Origin of the sequence: Peptacetobacter hominis (assembly GCF_006861675.1) — a bacterium.
GTDB classification, from domain to species: Bacteria; Bacillota; Clostridia; order Peptostreptococcales; family Peptostreptococcaceae; genus Peptacetobacter; species Peptacetobacter hominis.
This window is the reverse complement of record NZ_SGJB01000019.1, coordinates 31,535-57,395: the sequence shown is the minus strand read 5'-3', so window position 1 is coordinate 57,395 and position 25,861 is coordinate 31,535. Positions and strand designations below refer to the sequence as shown.

The 25,861-nt window shown below is 30.9% G+C and carries 24 protein-coding genes and 1 pseudogene; 4 read left to right on the top strand and 21 right to left on the bottom strand.

Annotated features, from left to right (window positions below):
• The first annotated feature begins 307 nt into the window (after positions 1-307).
• Positions 308-1,096, top strand: a complete 789-nt coding sequence (locus tag EXD82_RS09285; RefSeq protein ID WP_142536640.1) for a threonine/serine exporter family protein — start codon at positions 308-310, stop codon at positions 1,094-1,096.
• Positions 1,096-1,641, top strand: coding sequence for a threonine/serine exporter family protein (locus EXD82_RS09280; RefSeq protein ID WP_142536639.1), 546 nt, complete (start codon positions 1,096-1,098; stop codon positions 1,639-1,641). Before EXD82_RS09285 ends, EXD82_RS09280 begins: the two co-directional genes overlap by 1 nt.
• A gap of 99 nt (positions 1,642-1,740) precedes the next feature.
• Here EXD82_RS09280 and EXD82_RS09275 read toward each other — a convergent pair.
• The 15 genes and pseudogenes from EXD82_RS09275 to EXD82_RS09205 form a co-directional block, all read right to left on the bottom strand.
• Positions 1,741-2,085: pseudogene (locus EXD82_RS09275) on the bottom strand (SoxR reducing system RseC family protein); the annotation flags it as partial.
• Between the two features lie 105 nt (positions 2,086-2,190).
• Positions 2,191-2,520, bottom strand: coding sequence for a metal-sensitive transcriptional regulator (locus EXD82_RS09270; RefSeq protein ID WP_142536638.1), 330 nt, complete (start codon positions 2,518-2,520; stop codon positions 2,191-2,193).
• 5 nt (positions 2,521-2,525) lie between these two features.
• Positions 2,526-2,969, bottom strand: a complete 444-nt coding sequence (locus tag EXD82_RS09265) for a hypothetical protein (protein ID WP_142536637.1) — start codon at positions 2,967-2,969, stop codon at positions 2,526-2,528.
• A 93-nt stretch (positions 2,970-3,062) separates the two neighbouring features.
• Positions 3,063-3,758: a lysozyme inhibitor LprI family protein gene (locus EXD82_RS09260; protein ID WP_142536636.1), complete on the bottom strand. Its 696-nt coding sequence runs from the start codon at positions 3,756-3,758 to the stop codon at positions 3,063-3,065.
• A 188-nt stretch (positions 3,759-3,946) separates the two neighbouring features.
• Entirely contained in the window at positions 3,947-4,318 is a 372-nt protein-coding gene (locus EXD82_RS09255; RefSeq protein WP_142536635.1) for a hypothetical protein, read from the bottom strand.
• Between the two features lie 678 nt (positions 4,319-4,996).
• Positions 4,997-5,353 carry a DUF134 domain-containing protein gene (locus EXD82_RS09250; protein ID WP_142536634.1) on the bottom strand — a complete coding sequence of 119 codons (357 nt, stop codon included), beginning with the start codon at positions 5,351-5,353 and terminating at the stop codon, positions 4,997-4,999.
• Between the two features lie 77 nt (positions 5,354-5,430).
• Positions 5,431-7,083, bottom strand: a complete 1,653-nt coding sequence (locus EXD82_RS09245; protein ID WP_142536633.1) for a SulP family inorganic anion transporter — start codon at positions 7,081-7,083, stop codon at positions 5,431-5,433.
• A 228-nt stretch (positions 7,084-7,311) separates the two neighbouring features.
• Positions 7,312-8,124 carry a hypothetical protein gene (locus tag EXD82_RS09240; RefSeq protein ID WP_142536632.1) on the bottom strand — a complete coding sequence of 271 codons (813 nt, stop codon included), beginning with the start codon at positions 8,122-8,124 and terminating at the stop codon, positions 7,312-7,314.
• A 129-nt stretch (positions 8,125-8,253) separates the two neighbouring features.
• Positions 8,254-8,763, bottom strand: a complete 510-nt coding sequence (locus EXD82_RS09235; protein ID WP_142536631.1) for a GNAT family N-acetyltransferase — start codon at positions 8,761-8,763, stop codon at positions 8,254-8,256.
• Between the two features lie 125 nt (positions 8,764-8,888).
• Positions 8,889-10,601, bottom strand: a complete 1,713-nt coding sequence (gene ptsP / locus EXD82_RS09230; protein ID WP_142536630.1) for a phosphoenolpyruvate--protein phosphotransferase — start codon at positions 10,599-10,601, stop codon at positions 8,889-8,891.
• 36 nt (positions 10,602-10,637) lie between these two features.
• A complete protein-coding gene (locus EXD82_RS09225; protein WP_142536629.1) occupies positions 10,638-10,898 on the bottom strand; it encodes an HPr family phosphocarrier protein in 261 nt (86 codons plus the stop codon).
• Positions 10,899-11,174: 276 nt separating this feature from the next.
• Positions 11,175-12,911 carry an Eco57I restriction-modification methylase domain-containing protein gene (locus EXD82_RS09220; RefSeq protein ID WP_142536628.1) on the bottom strand — a complete coding sequence of 579 codons (1,737 nt, stop codon included), beginning with the start codon at positions 12,909-12,911 and terminating at the stop codon, positions 11,175-11,177.
• Positions 12,912-12,931: 20 nt separating this feature from the next.
• Complete coding sequence (locus EXD82_RS09215) at positions 12,932-13,993, bottom strand: N-acetylmuramoyl-L-alanine amidase family protein (RefSeq protein WP_142536627.1); 1,062 nt, start codon at positions 13,991-13,993, stop codon at positions 12,932-12,934.
• A gap of 228 nt (positions 13,994-14,221) precedes the next feature.
• Positions 14,222-14,521, bottom strand: a complete 300-nt coding sequence (locus EXD82_RS09210; protein ID WP_142536626.1) for a hypothetical protein — start codon at positions 14,519-14,521, stop codon at positions 14,222-14,224.
• Between the two features lie 466 nt (positions 14,522-14,987).
• Complete coding sequence (locus EXD82_RS09205) at positions 14,988-15,773, bottom strand: Cof-type HAD-IIB family hydrolase (RefSeq protein WP_142536625.1); 786 nt, start codon at positions 15,771-15,773, stop codon at positions 14,988-14,990.
• 329 nt (positions 15,774-16,102) lie between these two features.
• On the opposite strand from EXD82_RS09205, the gene EXD82_RS09200 reads away from it, so the two are divergent.
• Both EXD82_RS09200 and EXD82_RS09195 read left to right on the top strand, forming a co-directional pair.
• Complete coding sequence (locus tag EXD82_RS09200) at positions 16,103-17,332, top strand: LCP family protein (RefSeq protein ID WP_142536624.1); 1,230 nt, start codon at positions 16,103-16,105, stop codon at positions 17,330-17,332.
• Positions 17,333-17,486: 154 nt separating this feature from the next.
• The gene (locus tag EXD82_RS09195; protein WP_246082043.1) at positions 17,487-18,815 is read left to right on the top strand and encodes an LCP family protein; all 1,329 of its coding nucleotides are present in this window, start codon (positions 17,487-17,489) and stop codon (positions 18,813-18,815) included.
• Positions 18,816-18,873: 58 nt separating this feature from the next.
• Here the strand turns inward: EXD82_RS09195 and EXD82_RS09190 are convergent, their stop codons facing one another.
• The 6 genes from EXD82_RS09190 to EXD82_RS09165 form a co-directional block, all read right to left on the bottom strand.
• Positions 18,874-21,009 carry a family 10 glycosylhydrolase gene (locus tag EXD82_RS09190; protein ID WP_142536623.1) on the bottom strand — a complete coding sequence of 712 codons (2,136 nt, stop codon included), beginning with the start codon at positions 21,007-21,009 and terminating at the stop codon, positions 18,874-18,876.
• Positions 21,010-21,167: 158 nt separating this feature from the next.
• Entirely contained in the window at positions 21,168-22,133 is a 966-nt protein-coding gene (locus EXD82_RS09185) for a C40 family peptidase (protein ID WP_142536622.1), read from the bottom strand.
• Between the two features lie 371 nt (positions 22,134-22,504).
• Positions 22,505-22,825: a hypothetical protein gene (locus EXD82_RS09180; protein WP_142536621.1), complete on the bottom strand. Its 321-nt coding sequence runs from the start codon at positions 22,823-22,825 to the stop codon at positions 22,505-22,507.
• 97 nt (positions 22,826-22,922) lie between these two features.
• Positions 22,923-23,972, bottom strand: coding sequence for a sensor histidine kinase (locus EXD82_RS09175; protein ID WP_142536620.1), 1,050 nt, complete (start codon positions 23,970-23,972; stop codon positions 22,923-22,925).
• Positions 23,962-24,681, bottom strand: coding sequence for a response regulator transcription factor (locus EXD82_RS09170; protein WP_142536619.1), 720 nt, complete (start codon positions 24,679-24,681; stop codon positions 23,962-23,964). The genes EXD82_RS09175 and EXD82_RS09170 overlap by 11 nt, the downstream gene beginning before the upstream one ends.
• 105 nt (positions 24,682-24,786) lie before the next feature.
• Entirely contained in the window at positions 24,787-25,737 is a 951-nt protein-coding gene (locus EXD82_RS09165) for a C40 family peptidase (protein WP_246082042.1), read from the bottom strand.
• Between the last annotated feature and the right edge of the window lie 124 nt (positions 25,738-25,861).

Sequence of the window (25,861 nt, the reverse complement as noted above, 5' to 3'; positions counted from 1 at the left end):
ATATCTGGCTTAATTATGGTTTGTAAGAGTCCGAACAAATCGTTCGAACAAATTTATCTGCTGTTCAGTTTTCAAAGTTCATTTCTTATTTTCTTTTGCCCTCTCTCAAGGACAAGTATTATAATATCACCTTATTCAAAAAGAGTCAATACTATTTTTTACTTATTCGGTATTATTATAAAAATTATATATTAATTAACTTCTGTATTGTTGTTGTTATCGATATTCTTTTGGAATATAATATCATTATGTATTAATTTTATTTACTATTTACAAAATTATGAATAACGTCAAAAAGGAGGATTATATGGACGCGGCACAGGAAAAAGAATATAAGAAAAATGTTCTTAAGCTAGCCCTTTTTGTTGGAGAGCTTATGATTAAAAATGGAGCTGAAACTTCCAGAGTAGAAGACAGCGTCCTTAGAATATGTCGTTCACAAGGTTTTCATCATGCTAATGTCTTTACAACACCAACTGTTGTAATAATATCCGATGAAAAATTTGATGGATTCTGCTTTATGAAAACAATTGATAAAAGAGGAATAAATCTTAACAAAATTTCTCTTCTAAATAATTTTTCAAGAGAGTTTTGTTCAATAAAAAATCCTGATATTGATAAAGCCATAGCCGAACTTTATGAGATAGATAGAACACCACCTTATCCATCATGGTTCTTTTATTCATGCACAGGACTTGCATCTGCATGCTTTGCATATATTATAGGTGGTAATCAGCTACTTAATTTCATATTCACTTTTATAGTTGCAATAATCGGGGACATTATTTACGACAAGATAATGAAAATAAGTTCCATATCCGCATTTTCATGCGTGGTTTCTTCTTTTGCAATTACGGTTCTTGGAGTTATATTTACAGAACTTAAAATAATATCTACACCTACAATGCTGATTGTCGGTTCTATAATGCCTCTTCTTCCAGGAGTTGCTGTTATAAAATCCATAAGAGATCTTATCGCAGGAAATCTGATTTCAGGTATTTCAAGAATCTTTGATGCCTTTATGGTTCTTCTTGCTATAGCATCCGGTGTCGGGGTAGTTCTTGATTTATGGTTAAAGATGGGAGGTGTTTTATAATGAGCGATATATCTCTTTTCTCTCATTTTATATTTGCAGCACTTGCCACTGCAGGATTTGCTGTATTCTTTAATGTACCACTTAAACTTCTGTTTCCTTCAGGAGTTGTCGGCGGTATTGGTTGGATAATTTACATAGTTGTTATGAACATTACATCAAACACTTCTCTGTCAGGGTTTATAGCAGCTGCAGCAGTTTCCATAATGAGTGAAATACTTGCAAGAAAACTGTATCAGCCAGCAATACTTTTTGTAATTTCCGGAATACTTCCGCTTATACCTGGTATTGGATTATATAATACTATGCTTGCAATTATACAGTCAGATTATACAACTGCTATGGAAAAAGGAGCCAATGCTTTTTTACTTAGTTGTGCAATAGCTCTTGGAGTACTTGTAATATCAGCTTTAGTCAGAACTGTGAATATATACAGATTCAAGGGTGACCTTCTTGCAAATCTAAGGCCTTTAAAGAAAAAAAGAGAATTCCATCTTGAATCCGATACAAAAATAGATAATTCAGATATAAACAGGAAAAAGAAATAAAAACTTTTATATTTTTTCAACAAAAAAGTGTATGCATGATATTATTGAACAATATGATCAAAACTCATAGTCATCAATAAATCCACGCATACACTTTTATTATATATCCATAAGTATTCTGGTAACAATCGGAATATATTCTCTGCTTTCCTTGAATTTTTTATCATTGAATTTAAGATAAAGATATGAAACTGCCATCAGCACAATTCCTATGACAGCTGATATAATCTCTCTACCTGATTCTACTCCTGCCATACCTAAAACATAATAGGCAATTACTATTCCTGCTATTAGGGCAATCATAGGAACAATATATACATATGCAGCTGCTTTAAGTATATTCATATGTTCCATACTCACTATTACATGGTCTCCCACTTTTGCTCCAATACTATTATCAACTTCTACCAGTATTTCCTCTGATTCTGACGAAACCGTCATACATTTATTGCACTTTGCTCATGCAGACATTCTCATCATTCTAAGTATAGCTGTTTTTTCATCTACAATTTCTACTATATATCCATCCTGATTCAAAATAACACCGCCTTACTTCATAAATCTATATATATTATCCATAAGCTCTTCTATCATTTTTTCAGAATCTTCATCACTTTTGTTTTTTATACTATCCGCGATACATCCTTTGACATGATTTTCGAGAATTATTTTTCCTACTCTATCTATAGCTGCTTTGGCTGCCGATACCTGTATAAGAATATCCATACAATATCTATCATCATCTATCATATTCTGTATTCCCTTTATCTGCCCTTCGATTCTTTTTAATCGTCTTTTGAGATCTGTTTTATCGTTTTTTTCTGAAAGATGTCTTGTATCAGAATTACTGCAGCAGCATAATGTTTTTTCCTGAGTCATTTATTCTAAAGCCCCTTTGATTTGTATAAAAAGTAGAACCATATAACAACAAACATTAGAAGAGATGTAGCTATATTTCTACTCTGTCTTTTTGTCTCATCATATGATGCTCTAAGTCTCGGATTGAAGATTGCATGTGGAAACACAAGAAATATAATCGCATCTATTGCTATAAATATCTGTGCTGCAATTTTATACTGCATAAGAACAGATATTATTCCTGCTATACCAAATATAAGCTGAGCTATGAACGCCATTCTTTCTGTCGAATATTTCTTTTTATAATTTGAAAGTTCTAAATTACAATCATTTGAACAACAATGCACTGTAGATCCATTAGGCCATTCTATATCAAATTTCTTGTTTATATTTTTTATGTCCCTTCCACATTTGGAACATCTAGTGCTTTTTTTTACATCTTTAGTTTTAATATCTGATTTATTTGCCATTTTTCTGCTCCTCATAGATTATTTATAATATTAATTTTATAGCATGTACTAAAAAATGTAAAGAATTAAGCCTTTACAGATTACACTGACAGTCTAATACATATATCTTTCTATAAGCTCATAACATCTTTGACGTGTATATACTGCAAGATAATCAAAATAAACCCATTTGTTTTCAGAATCACTATATTCATCTGATTCCATGCTCTCTGTAGACTTATTTTCTTTATATACAATCCATTTTCTCTCGTCATCTCTCAATTTAGATGCTTCTTCCTCGCCCATATTGGAAACTATACTGGAATAAATTTCGTTTAATAGAGTGTCATATCTATTATACGCATCTCCCGTGTATTTTACCAACTTATCACCTTCTATAGAAGATATATTGTCTTTTATATTCTTTTGCACATACTTATCTGTTTCTTTGAGTTTAGACATATATTCTTCTTTTTTCGAAAGTATTTTTAATTTTTCTCCATGAATATCTATTTCATTGTAATCTATATCTTTAAGAATTCTCACTCCTGCCGTCTGTTCAAATACTTTCAGTTCCCTATTTTTACTCACATTGTAATATCTCCCCAATACAGCAGCTGCTGAAACAAGAATCATAATAATAAGAGCAATTACTGTTAATATTTTCAATGCGTCATATGCAAAATCTTTTTTTTCTTCCTTGTTATCACTTTTATCGTTTGATAAATCTATAATCTTTTCGCCACATTCATCACATATATACTCATCTTTGCCTGCTTTTTTTCCACATTTGCTACAGAATCTAGTCATTACATCACTCCTTTTCGATTCCGATCAATAAAGCCGACACCGGCTATGCTGAATATTTTATACTATAATTAAAAACTTTTCAAACGATATTATGTCCATGGCAGTGTCTATAGAAAAAATAAAAGCCTTTATTAACAGCTTAATCTACTGCAAATAAAGACTTTTTTGTCAACAATATAAATTTTTATTTACTGGTTCATAGGTATAAGATTATGTTTTGCATCATAAGTATATAATTTGAATGTTTTCTTATTTACAAGTACACTTACACCATCGTATTCACTATCTTCTGAATTTGCATCGAAAACATAACAACTTGATTTCAGAAACTCTCTATCTATGCTACTTCCTTCAGGATTATATACAAGTTCAACTTCTTCTTTATTTAGTCCAAGATTTTCATATATATATGATTCCACTTCGGCTGGATCGTTTGTATAGCCTGCACTTATACTTATATCATCTTTTACTTTTGTATCTTTTTCCTGAGCGTATACAGCTGTTGCAACTGATAAAGTTAAAACTGCTCCTAATAATATAGTTCCTATTCTTCTTTTCATGATAAGCACCTCCATACATATTTTTTATAATTTATAATAAAGTATTATTCCTTCTGTCTATATAATAATGCAGGATATCAGAAAATACAAGTTCATTTTTCTTTATTTTGCAAAGCTTCAGAAAATTTATTATGAATAATTTATTTCATTTTATCTGCGAATATGCATTATTGGTTTTAGATTTAAAAATAGCTGTTATTTCTTTAACCCATTGAAACAACTTGCTTTCGCATATGAGTTTGTTTCTTTTATCATGTTTTTATTATCCTACATACATGCAACCTGTATATATGTTGTTTGTTTGTTTCTATACTGTTTTTTATCTATTTTGAATATAAGCCTTCATTTCAATTCATTTTAATGTTATATGTTCATTTACAAAACATTTTCCACAAACATCCTGCAACAGCATTGTAGGTTGTTTCATATACAAAGATATAAAGCATACATTTATTTTATGAATATAATCATATAGATATCTGTAAAACTCTTTTGATAACTGTATTTTAACTGTTTGGATGTGATTTATCGTCTTTTTTTTCTCATCACATTTATAGTAAATTATTTTATTTTTAATATTTATTTATAAGTTAATACTTATAAAAATACCCATCATATATAAGAAATACATATGATGGGTAATATGTTTTTATAACTATTTTGTTATTGAGTATGCTCCTATTTACATTCTTCACATTCATTTTCATGTCTGCACTGTTCACATGCACAGCTGACTCTGAAACCTTCACAGATTTTGTAGTCTCCACCTTCTATTCTAAGGATTTTTCCATTTACAACTGCATCTGCAAGTTTTTTTCTTGCTTCATTGTATATTCTTTGTACAGTCGTTCTTGCTATATCCATCTGAACAGAACATTCTTCCTGAGTCATTTCCTGAAGATCTATAAGTCTTATAGTTTCATATTCATCTACAGACATTACTATTATTTCATGGCTTTCTTCACAATCGACCGGCCGAAATTCTGTACTGAAAGGAAGATTACATACTCTTCTCCATTTTCTTGGTCTTGACATAGCAGTCCTCCCATAAATTCTATTATAATTAATTATAGCTCTACAAACTGCATCCGGTCAATACATATACCTTATTATTATATGTGTTCAGCTCTTTCAAGCGCTGAATCTATACTAGGACATATATTATCCTTTCCTATTTCATCTACAAATCCTGCTTTTTCCATCATTGATAAAGGTTGTTCATTTACATGTGCAAATATAAGCTGAACATTATATCTTTTACATTTTTTATTAAGATCTCTCAGTCTGTTTAGTGCTGTAGTATCTACAGCTGGTACACTTCTCATTCTAAGTATAATAGCTTTTTTACTTTTATCAAATGCAACATTGCTTATCTTATCCGCAGCTCCAAAAAACATAGGTCCTGTTATTTCAAATACAAGAACATTTTTAGGTACCGCTTTTAATTTTATATTTCCTGAATCAGTATCTTCATCGTAATTTTCATCTTCATCTTCTATATATTTCCATCCATATACATCTGTTACATCCGCCATTCTTCTCATAAATAGAAGTGATGCCATAACAAGTCCTACTCCTATCGCTATTACCAGGTCAAATACCACTGTAAGTACAAATGTCGTCAAAAGCACAAGTATATCACTTTTTGGAGATTCTCTTATAATTTCACTGAATTCTCTCCATTCACTCATATTGTAAGCAACTACAAAAAGTATAGCTGCTATACATGGCATAGGTATCAACGCTGCATAAGGCATAAGGAAAATTAATATCATAAGAAGTATCACCGCATGAACCATACCTGATACCGGAGAAACCGCTCCATTTTTTATATTTGCGGCAGTTCTTGCTATGGCTCCTGTAGCCGGTATTCCACCAAAAAGAGCTGATAAGGTATTTCCTGCTCCCTGTGCAACAAGTTCCATATTTGAATTGTGTCTACTTCCTATCATTCCATCGGCAACAACACATGAAAGAAGAGATTCTATTGCCGCAAGTATTGCTATTGTAAACGCATCTGGAAGAACATTTCTAACTGTCTGATATGATATATCCGGAACTGTAAATTCCGGAAGAGATGAAGATATTGTATATAAATCTCCTATTGTATTTACATTCATATCTGTTAAATAGACTATTACTGATGTAAATATTACTGCAATAAAAGATCCTGGTATCTTTTCAGATACTTTAGGCCATAAAATAAATATAAATAAAGAAATAAATCCTATTACAAGAGCCTGAACATTTAATGTAGATATATTTAAAAAAACTTCTTTTAACTTTTCAAGAGTTTCTACAGGTGAATTCTTAAAAGTTATCCCTGCAAAATCTTTTATCTGTCCTACAAATATAGTAACAGCTATTCCCGATGTAAATCCTGTAGTAATACTGTAAGGTATAAACTTTATAAGATTTCCCATCTTGAATACTCCCATAAGAATCAGAAATATCCCAGCAAGAACTGTAGCTGTTGCAAGTCCACCCATACCTTCTGTAGCTACAACCCCGGCAACTATAGATGCAAATGCTGCTGTAGGTCCGGCTATCTGAACTTTACTTCCCCCAAGCATAGATATAACAAATCCAGCTATTATAGCAGTATATATCCCCTGCTCAGGACCTACTCCCGAAGCAAGTGCAAGCGCTATCGAAAGCGGAAGCGCTATTATGGCAACTATCACTCCCGATACAAAATCCTTTCTAAAATCCCCAGCACTATATCCTTTAATGGAATGTACCAGCTGTGGTTTTAAAGTCCTCATAATTTAGTAATCCCCCTCAAATTTAAAAATACTGTTTCAGTTTAATTATATTCGAGAATAAAATCAAGTGTTTTATCTTTTTTTGATATAAAAAATTTTTTAATCATCTATTTTTGTTATTTTCATATTATTCTGTCTATATTTTTTAATTCTACATCTCGATTTTACTTTATTAAAAAAAGTCTATAACAATAGTTATAGACTTTTGATATCAATTATCACTGTAATTTATTTTTTATACTCATCAAATCCTTTTTTAAATGCTGAAACATATGCACTTTCAGCTGCAGATTTCTGAGAAGCATCTATAGGGTTATCATTTTCAAGTTCGGCAAACATCTCTTTTGCTTTTTTTTCTGCATCTGCTTCTGTTCCACCATTTGCTCTATATTCCTGACCTGAAAGATATGCATTTTCTTCTATCGCTTTTTTCAAATCATCAGAAAGAGCTGCCGATTCAATCCGATCCTTTGCTGAATCTATTACATTATCAAGGGCTCCTGAAGAATTTTCATCAGTAGTTTCTTCATTAGTTACCGGAACCTGATTATCTTCTATTTCCACAGAACCACCTCTTATAGATGATATATCTTTTCTTGCCAGAGCCATAGACTGTTTAAATTCCGCAAAATCTTCCTTAAAATCTACTATAGACGAATTATAATTCTTTTCATCAGAAAGTGCCTTTTCAGATGCTTTTTTAACATCTTTATAACAATCTTCAAGATATTCTCTCGCCTCATAAAGATTTATATAATCATAATCAAGTTTTTTTACTTTTTCAAGATTTGTTTCAACTTCACTCTGAAGCTTTTTAAGATTCGTTTCTCCTTCTCCACTCTGTTTTATTTTATCTATATCAACAAGAGCAACTCTAAGCTTTTCGTAATAATTGTATATCTGAGTATAATCACTTACAACAGAGTTAAGGTTGCTTTCAGTAACCTTATCAGAAAGATTCTGCTTTGTACAGCCTACTGATGATAAAATTACTGAAGATACAAGTACCGCTGATGCCAGAACTTTTATACTTTTTATCATTATTTTTACCTCCGATACAAACTTCTTTTCACTCATACTATTTTAATCTATTTTTTATAAATTGTCCACCTGATATAGTTTCAAAAAAATAATGAGCCTTTGATAAGGCTCATTATATATTTTATATCTTTATAGCATCATTCCCATAACGTATAAATCGTAGTATTTTCCGTTTAATAAAGTTGAATTTTTTAGGCAACCTTCAAACTGGAATCCAAATTTAAGATATAAAGACACAGCATTTGTATTGTCAGCTCTTGTATCAAGTTTTATTCTTGTAGTTACTCCATTTCCTCTTGCCCACTCTATAAGTCTTTTTATAAGTTCAGTTCCTATTCCTTTTCCCTGATACTTTTTAGCTACAACTATTCCTAGTTCTCCTTCATGTCTTGATTTTATCTTATGACTTGAGTTTATTGTAGCTATACCTGCTATTTCTTCTCCATCCATAGCCATTATCATTATATTTGTCTGATTTCCCTCAAGAGATTTTATAGATGCAACCTGAGCCTCTACATCAAGTGGATACTCGTCTTTTTCAAAACTTAAATAACTTGTCTCTCCACCCACAAAATTATAAAAGTCTACTATTTTCTGTGCATCTTCAACAGATGGATTTCTGTATATTATATTTTCCATATTTTTACCTCCATATAAGGATAATATTTTTTCTTACAAATAATTATATCATAAAATACTTACGTTTTCATAGCTATATATAAAAAGGAGACCTGTTTTACAGATCTCCATATATTACTATTATATTATTTGCAGAAAGTTTTTTCTACGTGGCTTCTTATTTCTTCAGCAGTTCCCATAGCTAAAACTTCATCAGCAAACTTCTTCATATCTGCCTCGTTTACAGATGTTATAAGTTTTCTTGCTGGAAGTATTGATATAGGAGACATTGAGAATTCATCAAGACCGAATCCCAATAATATAGGTATCATCATCTGATCTCCTGCTGCTTCTCCACACATTCCAACCCATTTTCCTTCTTTGTGTGCGTTGTCTATAACCATTTTTATAAGTCTTAGAACTGCCGGGTTGAACTGGTTGTAAAGGTAGCTTATCTTCTGGTTCATTCTGTCTACTGCTGTAGTGTACTGTATAAGGTCGTTTGTTCCTATAGAGAAGAAATCAACGTGCTTAGCAAGTACATCTGATATTACAGCTGCAGATGGAACCTCTATCATCATACCTATTTCAACATCTTTTGCGTACTCTATTCCTTCAGCGTCAAGTTCAGCTAAAACTTCTGCTACAACTTCCTTAGCTTTTAGAAGCTCTTCAAGAGAAGATATCATAGGGAACATTATTCTAAGTTTTCCATATACACTTGCTCTGTATAAAGCTCTAAGCTGAGTTTTGAATATATCAGTTCTATCAAGACATAATCTTATAGCTCTGTATCCAAGGAATGGGTTCATTTCCTCATCAAGTGGAAGATAGTCAAGTTTTTTATCTCCACCTATATCAAGAGTTCTTATAACGATTGGTTTACCGTTCATTCCTTCAAGAACTGCTTTGTATGCCTCAAACTGAGTATCTTCTTCAGGAAGTTTATCTGAATCCATGTATAGGAATTCTGTTCTATAAAGACCAACACCTTCAGCATCATTCTTTATAAGACCTTCTATATCATTTGGAGTTCCTATATTTCCTGCAAGCTCAACTTTTCTTCCATCAAGAGTTACTGACTCTTTACCTTTTAGAAGTTCTAGAGCTTTTTTCTCTTCTTCAAATTTTGCTTTTAATTCTGCATATTTAGCTTTTGTTTCCTCATCAGGATTTATTATAACTTCACCAGTATCTCCATTGAATACTACGAAATCTCCGTCTTTAACGTTTTCAGTAATATCAGTAAGACCTACTACTGCTGCTATTTCAAGGGTTCTGGCCATTATAGCTGTATGAGAAGTTCTTCCTCCTATGTTTGTAAGGAATCCAAGAACCATCTTCTTGTTCATAGTAGCTGTATCTGATGGAGTAAGGTCGTGTGCAACAAGTACAACTTCCTCTTCAAGTGCAGAAAGATCTATCACTTTAACTCCAAGTATATGTCTTAATACTCTGTTTGTTACGTCTTTTATATCTGCTGCTCTCTCTCTCATGTACTCATTGTCCATAGATTCGAACATAGATACAAACATTTCTTTTATTTCATTTAATGCAAATTCCGCATTAACGTTTTCTGATGCTATTTTAGCTTCTGCAGCTCCTGTAAGTTCAGGGTCTTCAAGAACAAGAAGATGTGCTCCAAATATTTCAGCTTCTTCTTCACCAAGTTCTTTAGCTGCTTTTTCTTTAACTTTTGTAAGTTCCTCTTTTGATACAGCAACAGCTTCTCTCAATTTAGCTATTTCTGCATCTGTATCAGTTACAGTTCTTTTTTCTATAACTAATTCTTTATGTTCTACTACAAGGGCTTTCCCAAGTGCTATACCTGGAGATGCACCAGTTCCTTTATATGCCATAATGCCTTTCCTCCTGATAAATATAAAATCTGATTATTATTCACCAAATCCAGACTCTACCATTTCTGATAAAGCTTCCATAGCCTGTACTTCGTCTTCTCCGTTTACTATTAGAGTAAACTCAGTTCCTTTTGATAATCCTAAGCTCATTACACCCATTATAGATTTTGCGTTTACTTTTTTCCCACCAACTTCTATTTCTACTGTTGATTTAAATCCAGATGCTCCTTTAACGAACATTCCTGCTGGTCTAGCGTGTAATCCTGTTTCATTTACAACTGTTAATACTTTTTCCATTTTCAATTCCTCCTGTTTATCCTTTTTATCTATTATATGATTATTTCCCTTTTAAATCTATAGGGACATATTGTGTCCAATGGTTCATTTGTGTTCCCACTCGACTTATACCTATATTATTATACTACTAAATCATTTTTTTTGTCGATATTATTTTTTAATTTTTTTGTGTATACACACAAAAATTTATACAACTGTAATATAAACTAATATCATATGTCCAAAACAATTATTTTTTACTTATATTTAACAAACACAATAGTATTACTGTTCGCATTAAAATATTTTCGATACGGAGTTTTCTACAAGAAAATCAATTTTTTCTTTATTTTTTTCAATCAAAGAGGATATTTTTATTTTGTCAGTATCTATACATTTATCCAGAATTTTATACATTTTCAGGATTTCCTTGGATAAACTTTCTATTTTATCGTAATTCGAATCTTTAAATATCTTCATTTCCATAACTTTATTAGGATAATAGTCATATACTCCTCTGCTCATTTTTTTTGCATTTATCTTGTAATACTTATCATATACAGATGAATTTAATACCCCTACAAGATACTCATATGAATATATCTCCTCATATTCAGGCTTTATACACATAGAATATACATCCGCACTGCTGTAACAGTTATTATTGTCCAGAGCAAATCTGTTGTTTCTTGATTTATATGGGTACATTATTTTCTTTCTTTCAAAATTACATTTATCCCTTCCCCACTGAAGTTCATACCATTTCCTTATTCCATTTACACATTCTCTTCTTTTTTCGAGTTTATTTTTATATGGTCTTATAAATTCCGATATTTCATAGCAATTGTCAGATTTTATATCATTTGAATAGATTAAGGTTCTATTTCCTCCATTTATATTGTAACTATCTATCTCCCTGCTCTTGATCCATTTCTTTAGTATATTCTTGTCAGCATAATCCAATCTATCATCGTCATTATCCACAACAAAGGCCTTATCACAACCGGTAATTATTCCCTGGAAACTTTCCGATATTTCATACAATCTCGGGCTATTCATCGATTCTATAGCCTTATAAAGTTTCATATCATTCTGATTTGCTATTATCCAGTTATTCGATAGCTCTGAATAATCGATTTTTATTTTTTCGAATTTAGATATATCAGATAAAGAGTCATGTAAAGAAATATATACCCTGTTATCTTTTTTTCTATAACTATCATCCTTTTTTCTATATATAAGTGTTTTTATTTTTTTATCACTTTTTATTTTAAATGTTACTATACATGCTGAAACACCTATTTCACCAAACGAGCTATACCCCAAAAAATCAACTATTTCATGAATCTCTGTGTTTTCCTTTAAATATTTTCTCAGATGTGTTGCAGACATACTTTCAAGAAAGTATCTCGGCGTTATCATAGAAACTATACCATCCTTTTTTAGACAATCTCTTGCTCTTTTATAAAAGCAGAAATAAAGATCAGACTTGTCCCTGTATACAGATGAATAGGAATCCATAACAACCTTTTTGTAATCTTTAGAGAGAAGTTTATGTCCTATATATGGTGGATTTCCTATTACATAGTCAAACTTATCTTTCCATTTCTTAAATAGCCCATCATCATTAAATATATTTGTATTAGATTCATTTCCAATTTCATCAGCAACCATTTTTTTTAATATCCTGATTGCATTTTCATCTGTGTCACAACCGAATATACAATTTTCAAAAATATATTTTGGTATGTTTTCTTTTCTGAAAATATCGGTTTTATATTTTTTACATAGTTCATACGAACTATTGATCATCATTTCTTTTAATGTCTCATATGCGCTTACAATAAAATTTCCACACCCGCATGACATATCAAGTATTCTAGGCATCGGATTTTTCATTATATCGTGTTTTCCTATTGTTGAATCCACAATATATCTCACTATCGGTTCAGGTGTATAGTATATTCCGCATTTTTTCTTGAAATCTTCCTCAAGGCTTTTTTCATATTTTTCTGCCTCTTCGAAAACAAGCATTTTACTCACTCCTATTACATTTATTTAAAACTATCTATATAGGCAAGTATTCCCTGAGAAATACCTTCTGCAAATTTGTCCTGGTACTCTGCATTATTCATATTTTCAGCATCTTTTTCATTACTTATAAATCCGCACTGTACTATAACAGTGGGTATCCCTGTTTTTCCAAGTATTTCATATTTACTTTCAAGAGTTCCTCTGTTCTGTATATCCACATATGCAGATGCTGTTTTCTGTATATATTGCGCAAGATTTTTAGCCTTTCCATTTCCATCATTGTTATACCATGTTTCAAGGCCTTCCGCATCATTTTTTGACCCCTGTGTATTCGTATGTATAGAAACTATCATATCTGCACTGTTTTTCTGAGCAAACTCCGTTCTTTCCTCTATTGATAATCCCTTGTCATCAGTTCTTGTAACTATTACATTCACATCATCTTCTCTGCTCAGATCTATAGCTATCTTTTTCCCTATCCGAAGAGATATATTCTCCTCATATATTTTTCCACTTGAGTCACTTGATCCGGTATCTTCACCACCATGACCCGGGTCAATTACTATAGTATATCTTTTATTTGCCTTTTGAGATTCATCTTCTACATCATAAATACCGGATTGTGATGAATCTTCATCCTTTTCAGATGGCTTGATAACATTATCGGATATTTTCTCTTTTTCATTTGAGTTTGCTGACAATTGTATTTGTGTATTTTCATTGCTGCTGAATTTATTTTTTAGAGAATATGCCGATATACCAAGCAATATCACAAGTATCAATGCAAGTATCATCTTTTTCTTTTTTCTAATATTAATATGTTTCACTTTTCCTGATGTAGTGGGTTTCCTTTTATTGCCGTTCTTTTGTTTAGTATTAGATTTCATTCTATTATTTTTTTCTTTTGATGCTTTTTTCTTTGGAGAACTATTTTTATCAGTTCTTTTGTCTTCCGAAGAAAAGTTGCTTTTTCTACTTTTACCACTTCCTGCGTTTTTTCTTTTTATTTTTTCTCTATTAAAATCTATAACATTGCCGTTTTCTCTTTTGAAATTATTTTTTCTTGAATTTTTCTTATCCATTTCACTTCACCTTTTTATATATTCTATATAATTCTATCATTTGCATATCTTTTTTTCAATCCAATCGGTTTACATAATAAATTCCATTTTATTTACTATATTGCATAAATTTAAATTTCCATACATTAATATATCCAAATTTATACACAAAAAAAGAAAGCCTATACAAGCTCTCTTTTTAAGATAAATTTATGGGGCATTATCAATTTGATAAAACTATATTCTGTATTACTTTACTGTTGCTGAAGTTATTATTGGATTCATTATATCAACTGATGCTGTTAATGTTATATCTGTTTTAACCTGATCTTTTATAACTGTTCTTGATGTTATTATTGGTGTCATTTCATTTACACCTGCTACAAGTTTTATTTCTGATTTTCTATCTATGTCTGATACATTTCTTGAAGTTATTATCGGATTCATAACTACATCTGTATTTTCCATCGCATTTACAGTCTGCATACCAACTGCTCCTATCATACCTGCTACTAAAACTCCTGCTATTACTTTTTTCATACCTTTCATTTTATTCACCCTCCATTTATATAAACTCGATATTTTGTTCTTTTGTTTGTTATTTATTTATCTCTTTCTTTGATTATACTTTAACAAAATTTAATCAAAAAGTAAATACTTTTTTTGAAGTTTTTCTAATATTTTTCTCTTTTTACCAACATTTTTGATAATTATATTTTTTAGATATTTTTTCTTATTTTATTAAATATTATTTTGAATTTTATTTTTATATTTCGCATTTAAGTGTATATATTTTGAATTTTTCTGACAATTCTCGAGTAAATATTTTTATTCATTGTATCTATTTGATGATTGTATACTTGCTTTTTTGAATATATTCTGCCATTTTGATATTGTCAGACAATTAAATAAAGTTATATTTTTAACATAATTTGATGTATTTTTTACTTTTAAATTAATAAAAAATCAGTATGATAAATAATCATACTGATTTTTTATTAATTTTGCGATTTTATTACACTTCTATACCTATAACTTCTTTTATCTTCTCAAGAACACCATTTTCGGTATTTTTTCCCGCCGTAAATCTTGCAGCCTCTTTTACTTCATCTATTGCATTTTCCATTGCATAATTATAGTAACCGCATTTCATCATTTCAAGGTCATTCATCTGGTCACCAAATATCATAACCTCATCGTCTTTTAAATTATAAAGTCTTTTAACCTCTTCAAGTGCATCACCTTTATTAGTACCTTTTCTTGCAAGATCCATCCAATGGTCCCCTGATGTACATACCTGCATTCTATCAGCAAATTTTTCAAAATAATCGCTGCAGTGTTCCCCGATAATACCATAATCATATATAGATACTTTCAGTACATCTTCTTTAACTTTTTTTAAATCATCGACCACTTTTATAGAAGTATTATATATTTGCATAATAGGTACAAATTCTGGATTTTCTATGTATGCGCAGTATTTTGTGTTAAGTACAATTTCTTTTCTTTCTATTGGTCTTGTATAATCTATTATCTCACATACACTATCCATATCTATCGGCTTTGTAAAAAGCTCTTTTCCTTTGTGTATAGCAAATGTTCCATTTTCAGCTATAAAATCCATTTTTTCACCAGGAGCTCTAAACAGCTCCTTAAGATTTGGATATTGTCTTCCACTTGCAGCCATAAACATTATATCCCTTTTTTCCAACTCATCAAAAACCAGCTCGAATTCTTCGCTAAGTTTTCCTTCTCCATCTAAAATTGTTCCGTCAAGATCTGTAACTATTAATTTTATCATATACTCCTCCTGATAACTTTTCTGTCATTAATTAATATACTCCTGTATATACCATATTTCAAGAATTTTAGTTTTTTATTACATATATATAACTATATTAATACACTTTTTGCATTATTTAAATTGTTCATATAAAATTCTCATACCTGTGAATATTGCTATAAAAACGATACATAAATTTGCATTAATAATATTCTCAAATCTATTGAATATTTAAGCCTCATCTAATATAATTATAAAATGGAACTTTATCAGAGTTTCTTTATTAAAAACGATTCAATCCGACATATAATCTGATTGATATCTTTATAGGAAAGAAGGGGATTTTTTTGTCAAATCTTAGAAAGCTTGTAATCCTTTTACTTGCATTGGTTCTTATCTTCCCGACTGCAGTATTTGGATATATATATTTCAAGCTGAAAACTATGCAGGATTCTTCATCATTATCAGCTCTTAATTCTTTGAATTATAAAAATGATAATGGTATAACTAATATATTACTTCTTGGTACAGATGGAAGGCCAGGAGAAACATCACAAAGATCTGATGCTATGATGATTCTTACTGTAGACAATAAAAATAAAAGTCTTAAACTTACATCTCTTGGACGTGATACATATGTAGATATTCCGGGACATGGAAAGCAGAAACTTACACATGCATATGCATATGGGAAAGCTGATCTTCTTATAGAAACAATAGAACAGAATTTCAAGCTTGATATTCAAAACTATGCTCAGGTCGATTTCTATTCATTCATGGATATAATAGAAGTATTAGACGGTGTTGTTGTAGATGTACAGGAAAGTGAACTAAATGAATTAAATAAATTTATAGATGAAACATATAGTTGGTATGACAATCCTAATAAGGGTGAAATACAGTATGTAAAAAAAGCAGGTCGACAGAATTTAAATGCTTATCAGGCGCTTTCATTCTCTAGGATAAGAAAAAATGACGGGACTATGGAAAGAGATAGTAGACAGAGACAGGTAATAGAGGCTATGATTTCAAAACTTAAAGGTCTTCCTATATCAAAATATAATGACCTTTTAAACTCTATTCTTCCTTATGTAACTACAAACATGTCTCCAGGAACTATCATTGGACTTGCAAAAGATGTTCTCGCTATAGGAAATTTTGACATCAAGTCTATGCAGTTCCCTCTACACCCTGAGTATGAAGTGAGACTTGAAAAGGTAGGTTATGTCATTCCATTTGAAGAATATGAAGTAGATATACTTCACGACTTTATTTTTAAGGATATTATGCCTACAGAAGAGTTGATAGACAATGCTGAAAAACAGTATGGAAGAACAAAGTATGATGAGTATAGTGGTTCATCATCAGATACTGAAAGTTCTGATTATGAATCAGAAACAGAATACAATACAGATACATCTTCTGGTTCATACAACGACAGCTCAGATGACAGTTCATCTGGTTCTTCTTCTGATACCGGTTCTGATTCTTCTTCTAACGATAGTTCAGATGACAGTTCATCTGATTCTTCTTCTGATACCGGTTCTGATTCTTCCGGAACAGAAACTACTGAATAGATATAAAAACCGGGTTAACCCCCGGTTTTTATTATATATAGGGTATTAAAAACTTGATTTAATTAATTTACTTTTATATAATAAAAAAAGCAAACTTGAAATAAATTTATTTATATACAAACATTTAAATTCTAAAGGAAAGAGGGGTTTCACTTTGGCAGGAGAAAGAGATAATCCATCTGGAAAGATAAGAAAAGTTAATACAGGAGTTAAAAGAGCTTCGTCATCAAATAATTCTCGATCAAAGTCATCTTCCTTTGATTCTACAAGAAGATACTCTTCGTCAATTAAAGATAATAGACGCTCTTCAATAAATAAAAATGTAAAAAGAAGCTCCAGTATAAAAAGTACTTCATCTCCAGATGAAAATAAACGATCATTTTCTAATCGCGGTAAATCTTCAGACTCAATACGTAGAAGAAATATAAATACTTCACCTGGAAATAATTATTCAGATGGATATAAGATAAAAGAAGGATCCAGAGCATCTAAAAGAGCAAAACAGAGGCAGAAAAGAAGAAAAAAAATAAAAAGAATAATCGCTCTTGTGCTTATTTTAGCACTAATTTATCCGGTTTTCAGCGCCGTTTCTTTTATGAAAAAAATGTCTGAAGCATATGATCCAAGCCTTGTTGGTGGTGTTTTTGATAATATAACACATATAAATAAAAAAGGTGTTACAAACATACTACTTCTTGGTTCCGATGCACGTGAAGGAGAAAATGACTCAAGAACTGATGCTATGATGATTTTTACAATAGATACAGTTCATAATTCACTTAAACTTACCTCACTTGCAAGAGATGCATATGTAGATATACCTGGCCATGGTAAAACAAAACTTACTCATGCATATTTCTATGGTGGCGTAGAACTTCTAACTGAAACAATAGAGGATAACTTCGGTATAGATATACATAATTACGCATTGGTAGATTTTGAATCATTTATGTATATAATAGATGCCGTAGGTGGTGTAAGCGTCGAGGTTAAAGATTCCGAATTAGACGAACTTAATAAATTTATACCGGAAACATATAAATGGTATAAAGGTGATAAAACAGAAATGCAGCTTGTAGAAAATTCCGGATATCAGGTTCTAAACGGATATCAGGCACTTTCATTTGCAAGAATAAGGAAAAACGATTCTGCATTTGAAAGAGATAGACGACAGAGAGATGTTATGCAGGCTATGCTTACAGGTATAAAATCCATGTCGTGGTTTGAATATCCAAAACTTATGAATGCTGTTTTACCTTATTTAAAAACAAATATGAAATCTACTCAGATTGTTTCTCTGGGAATATCTGTTGTCAGAATGGGAAATCTTGATATAAAACAATTTGAATTCCCTATAACCGACTCTCCACATTCTATAGAAGGAATATATGGAAATGCAGGATGGGTAATACAATTTGATGATGAATCTGTAAAAATACTACAGGATTTCATTTTTGAAGATATAGAGTATACAGGAGAATAAAATAAACCGGATATTAAAGTGAATAAATATAATTCACTTTAATATCCGGTTTTTATTTTTATTCCATTAATTTTTGTATTTTATTAAATGTCGAAGAAGTTATTCCACCACCGATTCTATATATAAGTGGCGATTTCTTAGATGATAAAACAGATTCCTGTTTATCATCAAGTTCATTTCCAGCAAGTACTATAGGTACTTTTAATTTCGACGCATATACACCAGATGTTATAGCATCGGCAAGAGGTCTGTTTTTAGTTACTATTATTGAATTATAATCTGAAGTTTTGTAAAACTTATCTATAACAAGCGCATTTGTCTCATTTCTGTTTGCTCCACCAATTCTATTTCCTGATACACTTCCAGATATTATACTATCTGCACTTTTTATTACAGAATCTGAAATAACCATATTCTGTCCAAGGAAATATGCATCAGATATATTGTTATCCTTTATCCATGTTGAAACAGATGATGATAATGAATTTTTATCTGTTACAAGTATAGGAGCTTTTTCTTCACCGGCTTTTGCTGCTACAGAAAGTGCGTCAGCCTCTCCATCTGTACCAGTCATATATATTTTATTAACCGGACTAACCTTATCTATCTCTTTGGCAATTGCTACAGATAAATTTATCTCACCAGACGCATTTATTCTTCTTACTGATGCTTTTGGAACAATAGATTTTATTTTTGATTCTATATTACTTTTTACCGAAGATGTTCCACCTACTATTATTACTTCAGAAGGATTCAGTCTTTTTAATTCCGTTTCAGTTTCACTTCTGACAGCATTATCTGATACAAGAAGTATAGGTGCATTATATGAAGCTGCAAGAGGGTTTGATATTATTCCCTCCATTTCATTAAGTCCATTGGCTATTATTACTTTAGAAGAGCCAGAAGACCATCCTGCCTTGCTTATTCTGGCAGCTGTATCGTATCTGTTGGCACCTATCATTGAAGTAACCTTTACAGAAGACTCTGTTGTATCTGAAGAATCAAATCCTCCTGTATACTCTCCATACATACTTTTTAAATCGTTATAAATCTGTGATTTATTAAGTATGTCTTTTGCAGAGAAATATATACTTCCAGAAACAGTGTCATACTTTCTGTTTTCATTTATCTGTTTCTTTATTTCCTTAGCTATATTCTGTCCACTATAGTCAGACTGACCCTGCTTATATATTCCCTGTCCTATATAAAGTTTTACATTATATCCTTTTACTTCATTGGCCCACCATTTAACAAGTTTAGTATAATCTGCCACACTGTATCCCATAGGCCAATAAAGCTGAGGTGCTATATAGTCTATATATCCTTTTCTTATCCATGTTCTCGAATCTGCATACATAGATGAATATGATTCACTTCCCTTTGTATCAGATCCTGTTGGACATGAGTCAGATTTATTTCTCCATATACCAAATGGACTTACCCCAAACTGGCAGTCTGGATTTACACTTTTTACAGAAGATTTTACCTCTCTTAGTAACGTATTTACATTTTCTCTTCTCCAGTCTGCTTTTGACATACCATTTCCATATTTTTTATATGTAGCATCGTCAGGGAATGATGATGAAGGATAGAAATAATCATCAAAATGAACTCCATCTACATCATAGTTTTTTGCAACTTCTGTTACAGTTTTTACAAGATAATCTATTACAGCTGGATTACCTGGATCATAATAAAGTTTGTTATTGTATTTTATAACCCATGATGGATTTTTTCTAGCCGGATTTGATGACGCCAGAGCACTCAAATCAGTACCTGATGTAGTTACTCTGTAAGGGTTGAACCATGCATGTATTTCCATCCCTCTCTTATGTGCTTCAGATACAGCATATGAAAGAGGATCATAACCAGGATCTTTTCCTTGTGTACCTGTTAAATACTTAGACCATGGATTTATAGATGATTTATAAAGAGCATCCGATTCTGGTCTTACCTGAAGTATTATTGTGTTTATTCCACATCCTTTAAGCTTATCCATCATCTGAGTAAGTTCCTGTTTCTGTTTTGATGCATTGTTCTTTGTTTTTGGCCAATCAAGATTATATACTGTAGATACCCATGCAGCTCTCATTTCATTTTCAGCGGCATCTACTCCATTTGTATATATAGAAGACACCATAACAAATGTAATAGCCATCATTACAGAAATTAATCTAGCTATTTTATTTTTCATATTTTCCTTCCTTTCATTATAAATTTTCACTGAAATATATTATATCAGAATTTATACAATTTGTCTTTTTATACATGTATAAAAAGAAATGCAGTAAATAAATATATACTGCATTTCGTAAATTTTAGATGTATTGAATTATTTATTTAGAGACTAAATTAATTAAGTATTCTTCTAGCTGTTATCATAGTTCTGTCAGAAAGTTTACTTATTTTTACAACATCTCCTGTCTGTGGAGAATGTATATACTGATCATTACCTATATACATTCCTACATGACTTACTCTACTTCCACTTCCAAAGAATACAAGATCTCCCGGCTTAAGCTGTGATTTTGTAACCTTTGTTCCATATGTAGACTGCTGAGAAGAAGTTCTAGGTATAGTCTTATTGGCACCCTGCTTAAATGAATAATACATTAAACCTGAACAGTCAAAAGAGTTAGGACCTGTTGCTCCCCATTTATATGGTTTTCCAAGCTGATCCATAGCTACGTCTATAACCTGCGATATTGCATCTCCAGGTATAGATATATAATCTGCACTTACCCATCCAGTTTTCCAGCTCTCTGTAGTTACATTATACCAGCCATTTGAATATTCTCTTACAAGAACTTTCTCTCCTGGATTGATTTTTTCTATTACTTCAGCTTTTGACGATGCAGAAGTTCTTACATTAAGGAAATCACACTCAAGAACCTTACCACCCTTAAGTGAAGATACTGAACCATCACTGTAGAAGTAATATATTTTTCCATCTATTTCTTTGAAACATCCTTTTACCATATCTCCATCAGCACCAAAATAATATGTTTTTCCATTTATAGTTCTCCACATATTTTTTGCCTGAGAATAGTCATTAAGAAGATAGTATTTTTTTCCATCAAGTTCAAGCCATCCTTTTATCTTCTGTCCATTTTGATAATAATAAACTTTACCATTTTCTGCTACAAATCCATTTTTTGTTGCAGTTCTTTCAGAAGTTGTCTCAGTTGTTATAGTTGTTACTGATTCCACTTCATCTGCACTGGCTTTTATTGTATTTTCTGAAGCCATTATGCTTCCTGATATTATTAAAGCTGCCATAAGTTTTGCTGCATTTTTTTTATTAAATACCTTTGTCATGATTACCTCCAAATAATTCATGATTTATAGATAGTGGGTTTTATCTTTTATAAATCATTTTATTTTGTAGTCCCTCTCACTACATTTACAATTGTAACATAATTATGTCACCTCCACAAGGTTTTTGTTACAATTTTGTAACCTTTTTGTTACTTTTTTGTAACTTTTAGTATTTTTTTGACATATTTAGATCTTTTTTATAATATTTTTTCTATAAATCATCAAATTTTTAGACTTATATTATTTTATAGAGACAATATTGTTACTTTTACACTTGTATATTTATTATTAATAAATCAAAATTGTATATAAAAAATAAAAATCCCTACTTTCTACTGTAGGGATTAAAAAAGCATCTGAAAATCAGATGCTTACATGAAAAACGTATCTATTATACTAGCTGCAACAGATAATGATATAATGATATATGCAGGTACTTTTTTTCCAGTCTTATAAAACAACAGAGATAAAATTCCCACAAATCCGAAAAATAAACTTATTCCTCTTCCAAATAAAAAATTCGAAGGAAGACTTATAAAGTTCAAAATTGATAATAATACAGACCATATTACAAGTCCTATATATATTATTTTTTTAGTTTTATCACTTTTTGACATCCATAATGCCGCAACACCTATTAAACTTATAACGCTTATAGAAATAAATAATATCATCAAAATACCTAATGCCATAATAATTACCTCCAACCTCAATATTTATTATATTTTTATTATACTTTTAGCATCTAAATATACTATTAATGATTTCTTAATAATTCTTAATTATATATTACGGCTTTAAGCATTTTATCTTTATATATGCAATAAATTTTCCATCTTTTTTGATAGTTTCAAATTCTCCATCATACTCATTTACTATCTGTTTTATACTTTTTAGGCCTATTTTATTGCTTTCTATGTCGCATGGTACTTCTTTTAATATTGTATTTTCTGTAAAAATCTCAAGATATTCTCCATCACACTTAAATCTAATATTTACAGGTTTTGACTTTTCCGCATATTTATTTATATTAGATACAATATTATCCATGATTCTTCTAAGTTCCCCTATATCAAAACAGCCTTCAAAAGGTATACATTCATCAGTTTCTATATTACATAATATATTCTCATCCAGAGAAAACTCTATTTCTTCACATAGTTGATTTAGCATTAATATACCATCTTCTATATACTCACACTGTCTATTGGCAGTTTCCAGCATTAAATCACTAATATTTTTGATATGTATGGCCCTACTCCTAACTATAGATATATATTCCTCTAATTTTTCTTTGTCTATATCTGTATTTTTTTCGATAATATCAGAGTAGGCTATTATTGAAGTAAGTGGAGTTCTTATATCATGAGACAATGATCTTACCATTTCTTCTCTTTTTTCTTTTATCCTTTTTTCTTCATCAAGTATCCTTTGATTTGATTCATAAAGATAATTTATATTTTCAGCCAACTCCGCAAGTTCATCACTGCCTTCTACATTGATTCTATAGCTATTTTCACCTGATTTAAGTCTATTTATTCCTTTGTTTATATATATAATATAACTTACCTTTTGACCTACAAGAAAAAGAAATATGAAAATAAAAATTATAACTGCAGCTGCAAAGCATATTGCTGTTACCCAGCTTCCAAACAAAATTTCTTCTTCAATGCTCATAATTCTTCCCTTTTTAAGCATATAGATATCAGCTATATAATATGAACCCAGACATAAAAATATATAACTTATCATCGATGCCATAACCGCGGAACATGCATATATCAGTATTTCCCAACTAAGCTTCTTTTTTCTCATATTTTTAAGTTTATTAGTCAGCATAGTATCCCTTTCCCCAGGCAGTTTTTATATATCTCGGCTCTCTTGGATTATCACCTATTTTTTTTCTTATATTTCTTATATGAACCATTATTGCATTATCGCCTATTGCACTTTCATTCCATACACTTTCATATATGTTATCAAGAGAGAATATTTTCTTTCTATTTTCAGCAAATAGAAGTAATATCCTATACTCTGTATATGTTAGTTTTATAACTTCACCATTTTTTATTATAGTTTGTGCATCTTTATCTATTATAAGATCCTGAAGCTCAACTGTATTTCTGTTTTCACCGCTTTTTCTCTCTATATTTTTTGAAATACCTGACGAATATACATTAGCTCTTCTCAAATGAGCTTCAACTCTCATTAATAATTCCGCATTTGAAAATGGCTTTCCAATATAATCATCGGCTCCTACAGAAAACCCTACTGCCTTATCAGATTCCCCTGTATAAGCTGTGAGAAATATCATCGGAGCTAAATATTTCTTTCTTATTTCCATACCGGCAGCAAGCCCTGTCATTATGGGCATATTTACATCAAGTAAAAAAAGATCTACACTTTCATCAGCCAAATCCACAGCTTCTCTTCCATTTGAAGCAACTATAACTTCATATCCTTTTTCTTCGAGAAGAATTTTCACAACATCTCTTATTGCTTCTTCATCATCAGCAATAAGAATTTTATATTTATTAGAATCGTTCATTTTAGCCTCCTGAGTTATTATAAATTATTATTTATATTTTAACATCATACTTCCTTTATGTCATTAAAAAAGACATCTCTTTCAAGATGTCTTAGTAAATTCTATTTATTGTATTATACGTCTAGCTGTTATCATTTTTCTTGCTGATAACTTACTTATTTTTACCACATCACCAGTCTGTGGAGAATGTATATACTGGTCATTTCCAAGATACATACCTACATGAGTTATACGACTACCACTTCCAAAGAATACTAAATCCCCTGGCTTTAAGTCCTCCTTAGATACTTTAACTCCAGCATTTGCCTGATCTCTAGAGACTCTAGGAAGAGTTATGTTTGCACCATTTTTATAAGAATAATACATTAAACCTGAGCAATCAAATGAATTTGGTCCAGTAGCTCCCCATTTATATGGTTTACCCATCTGAGCTTTAGCTACAGATATTACTTTTTCAACTTTTGAACTCACTTCACAATATTCAAGATAAGTTGCATTTACCCAACCTTGAACTCCGTCTTTAGTTTCTATTTTGTCCCAATTTCCATCATCGCCTAAAAGTTTTACAACATCTCCTGTGTATACTTTAGCTTTTATAGCTGAATCTGCATCCGCTTTTTCTCTTATATTAAGGAAATCACATTTTCCTACCTGTGCATAAGTTTCTCCTTTAACTACAGTTCCATCTGCATTAAATCTGAACATTCCCTCTGTAGTCTTTGCTATTTCATTTGAAGCAAGAGTCCCATCTGCTTTAAAATAGTATCTTACTTCCTTTATTGTTCTATACATACTCTTTGCCATTGAGTAATCATTAAGGAAATAGTATTTTTCTCCGTCCTTTTCTACCCAACCTTTAGCTTTTTTCCCATTCACATAGTTATATGTTTTTCCATTTTCTTCTACAAATCCATTTTTAGTAGCAGCTCTTTCTACAGTTGTAACTTCTGATATTTCATCAGCTTTTACATCTAAAGCTCCTCCAAATATAGTTATTGAACCGGCAATCATAACCATTGCCATAAGTTTTGATATATGTTTATTTAACGAATGCATTAAGCTTCCTCCCAATTTTACAAGAATAGTTTTTAATGTATCGAATCATTATCGATTAACTTACAGTAACTATTTTAACATATGAAATATGTCATTACAACCTTTTTTGTAACTTTTTTGTAAC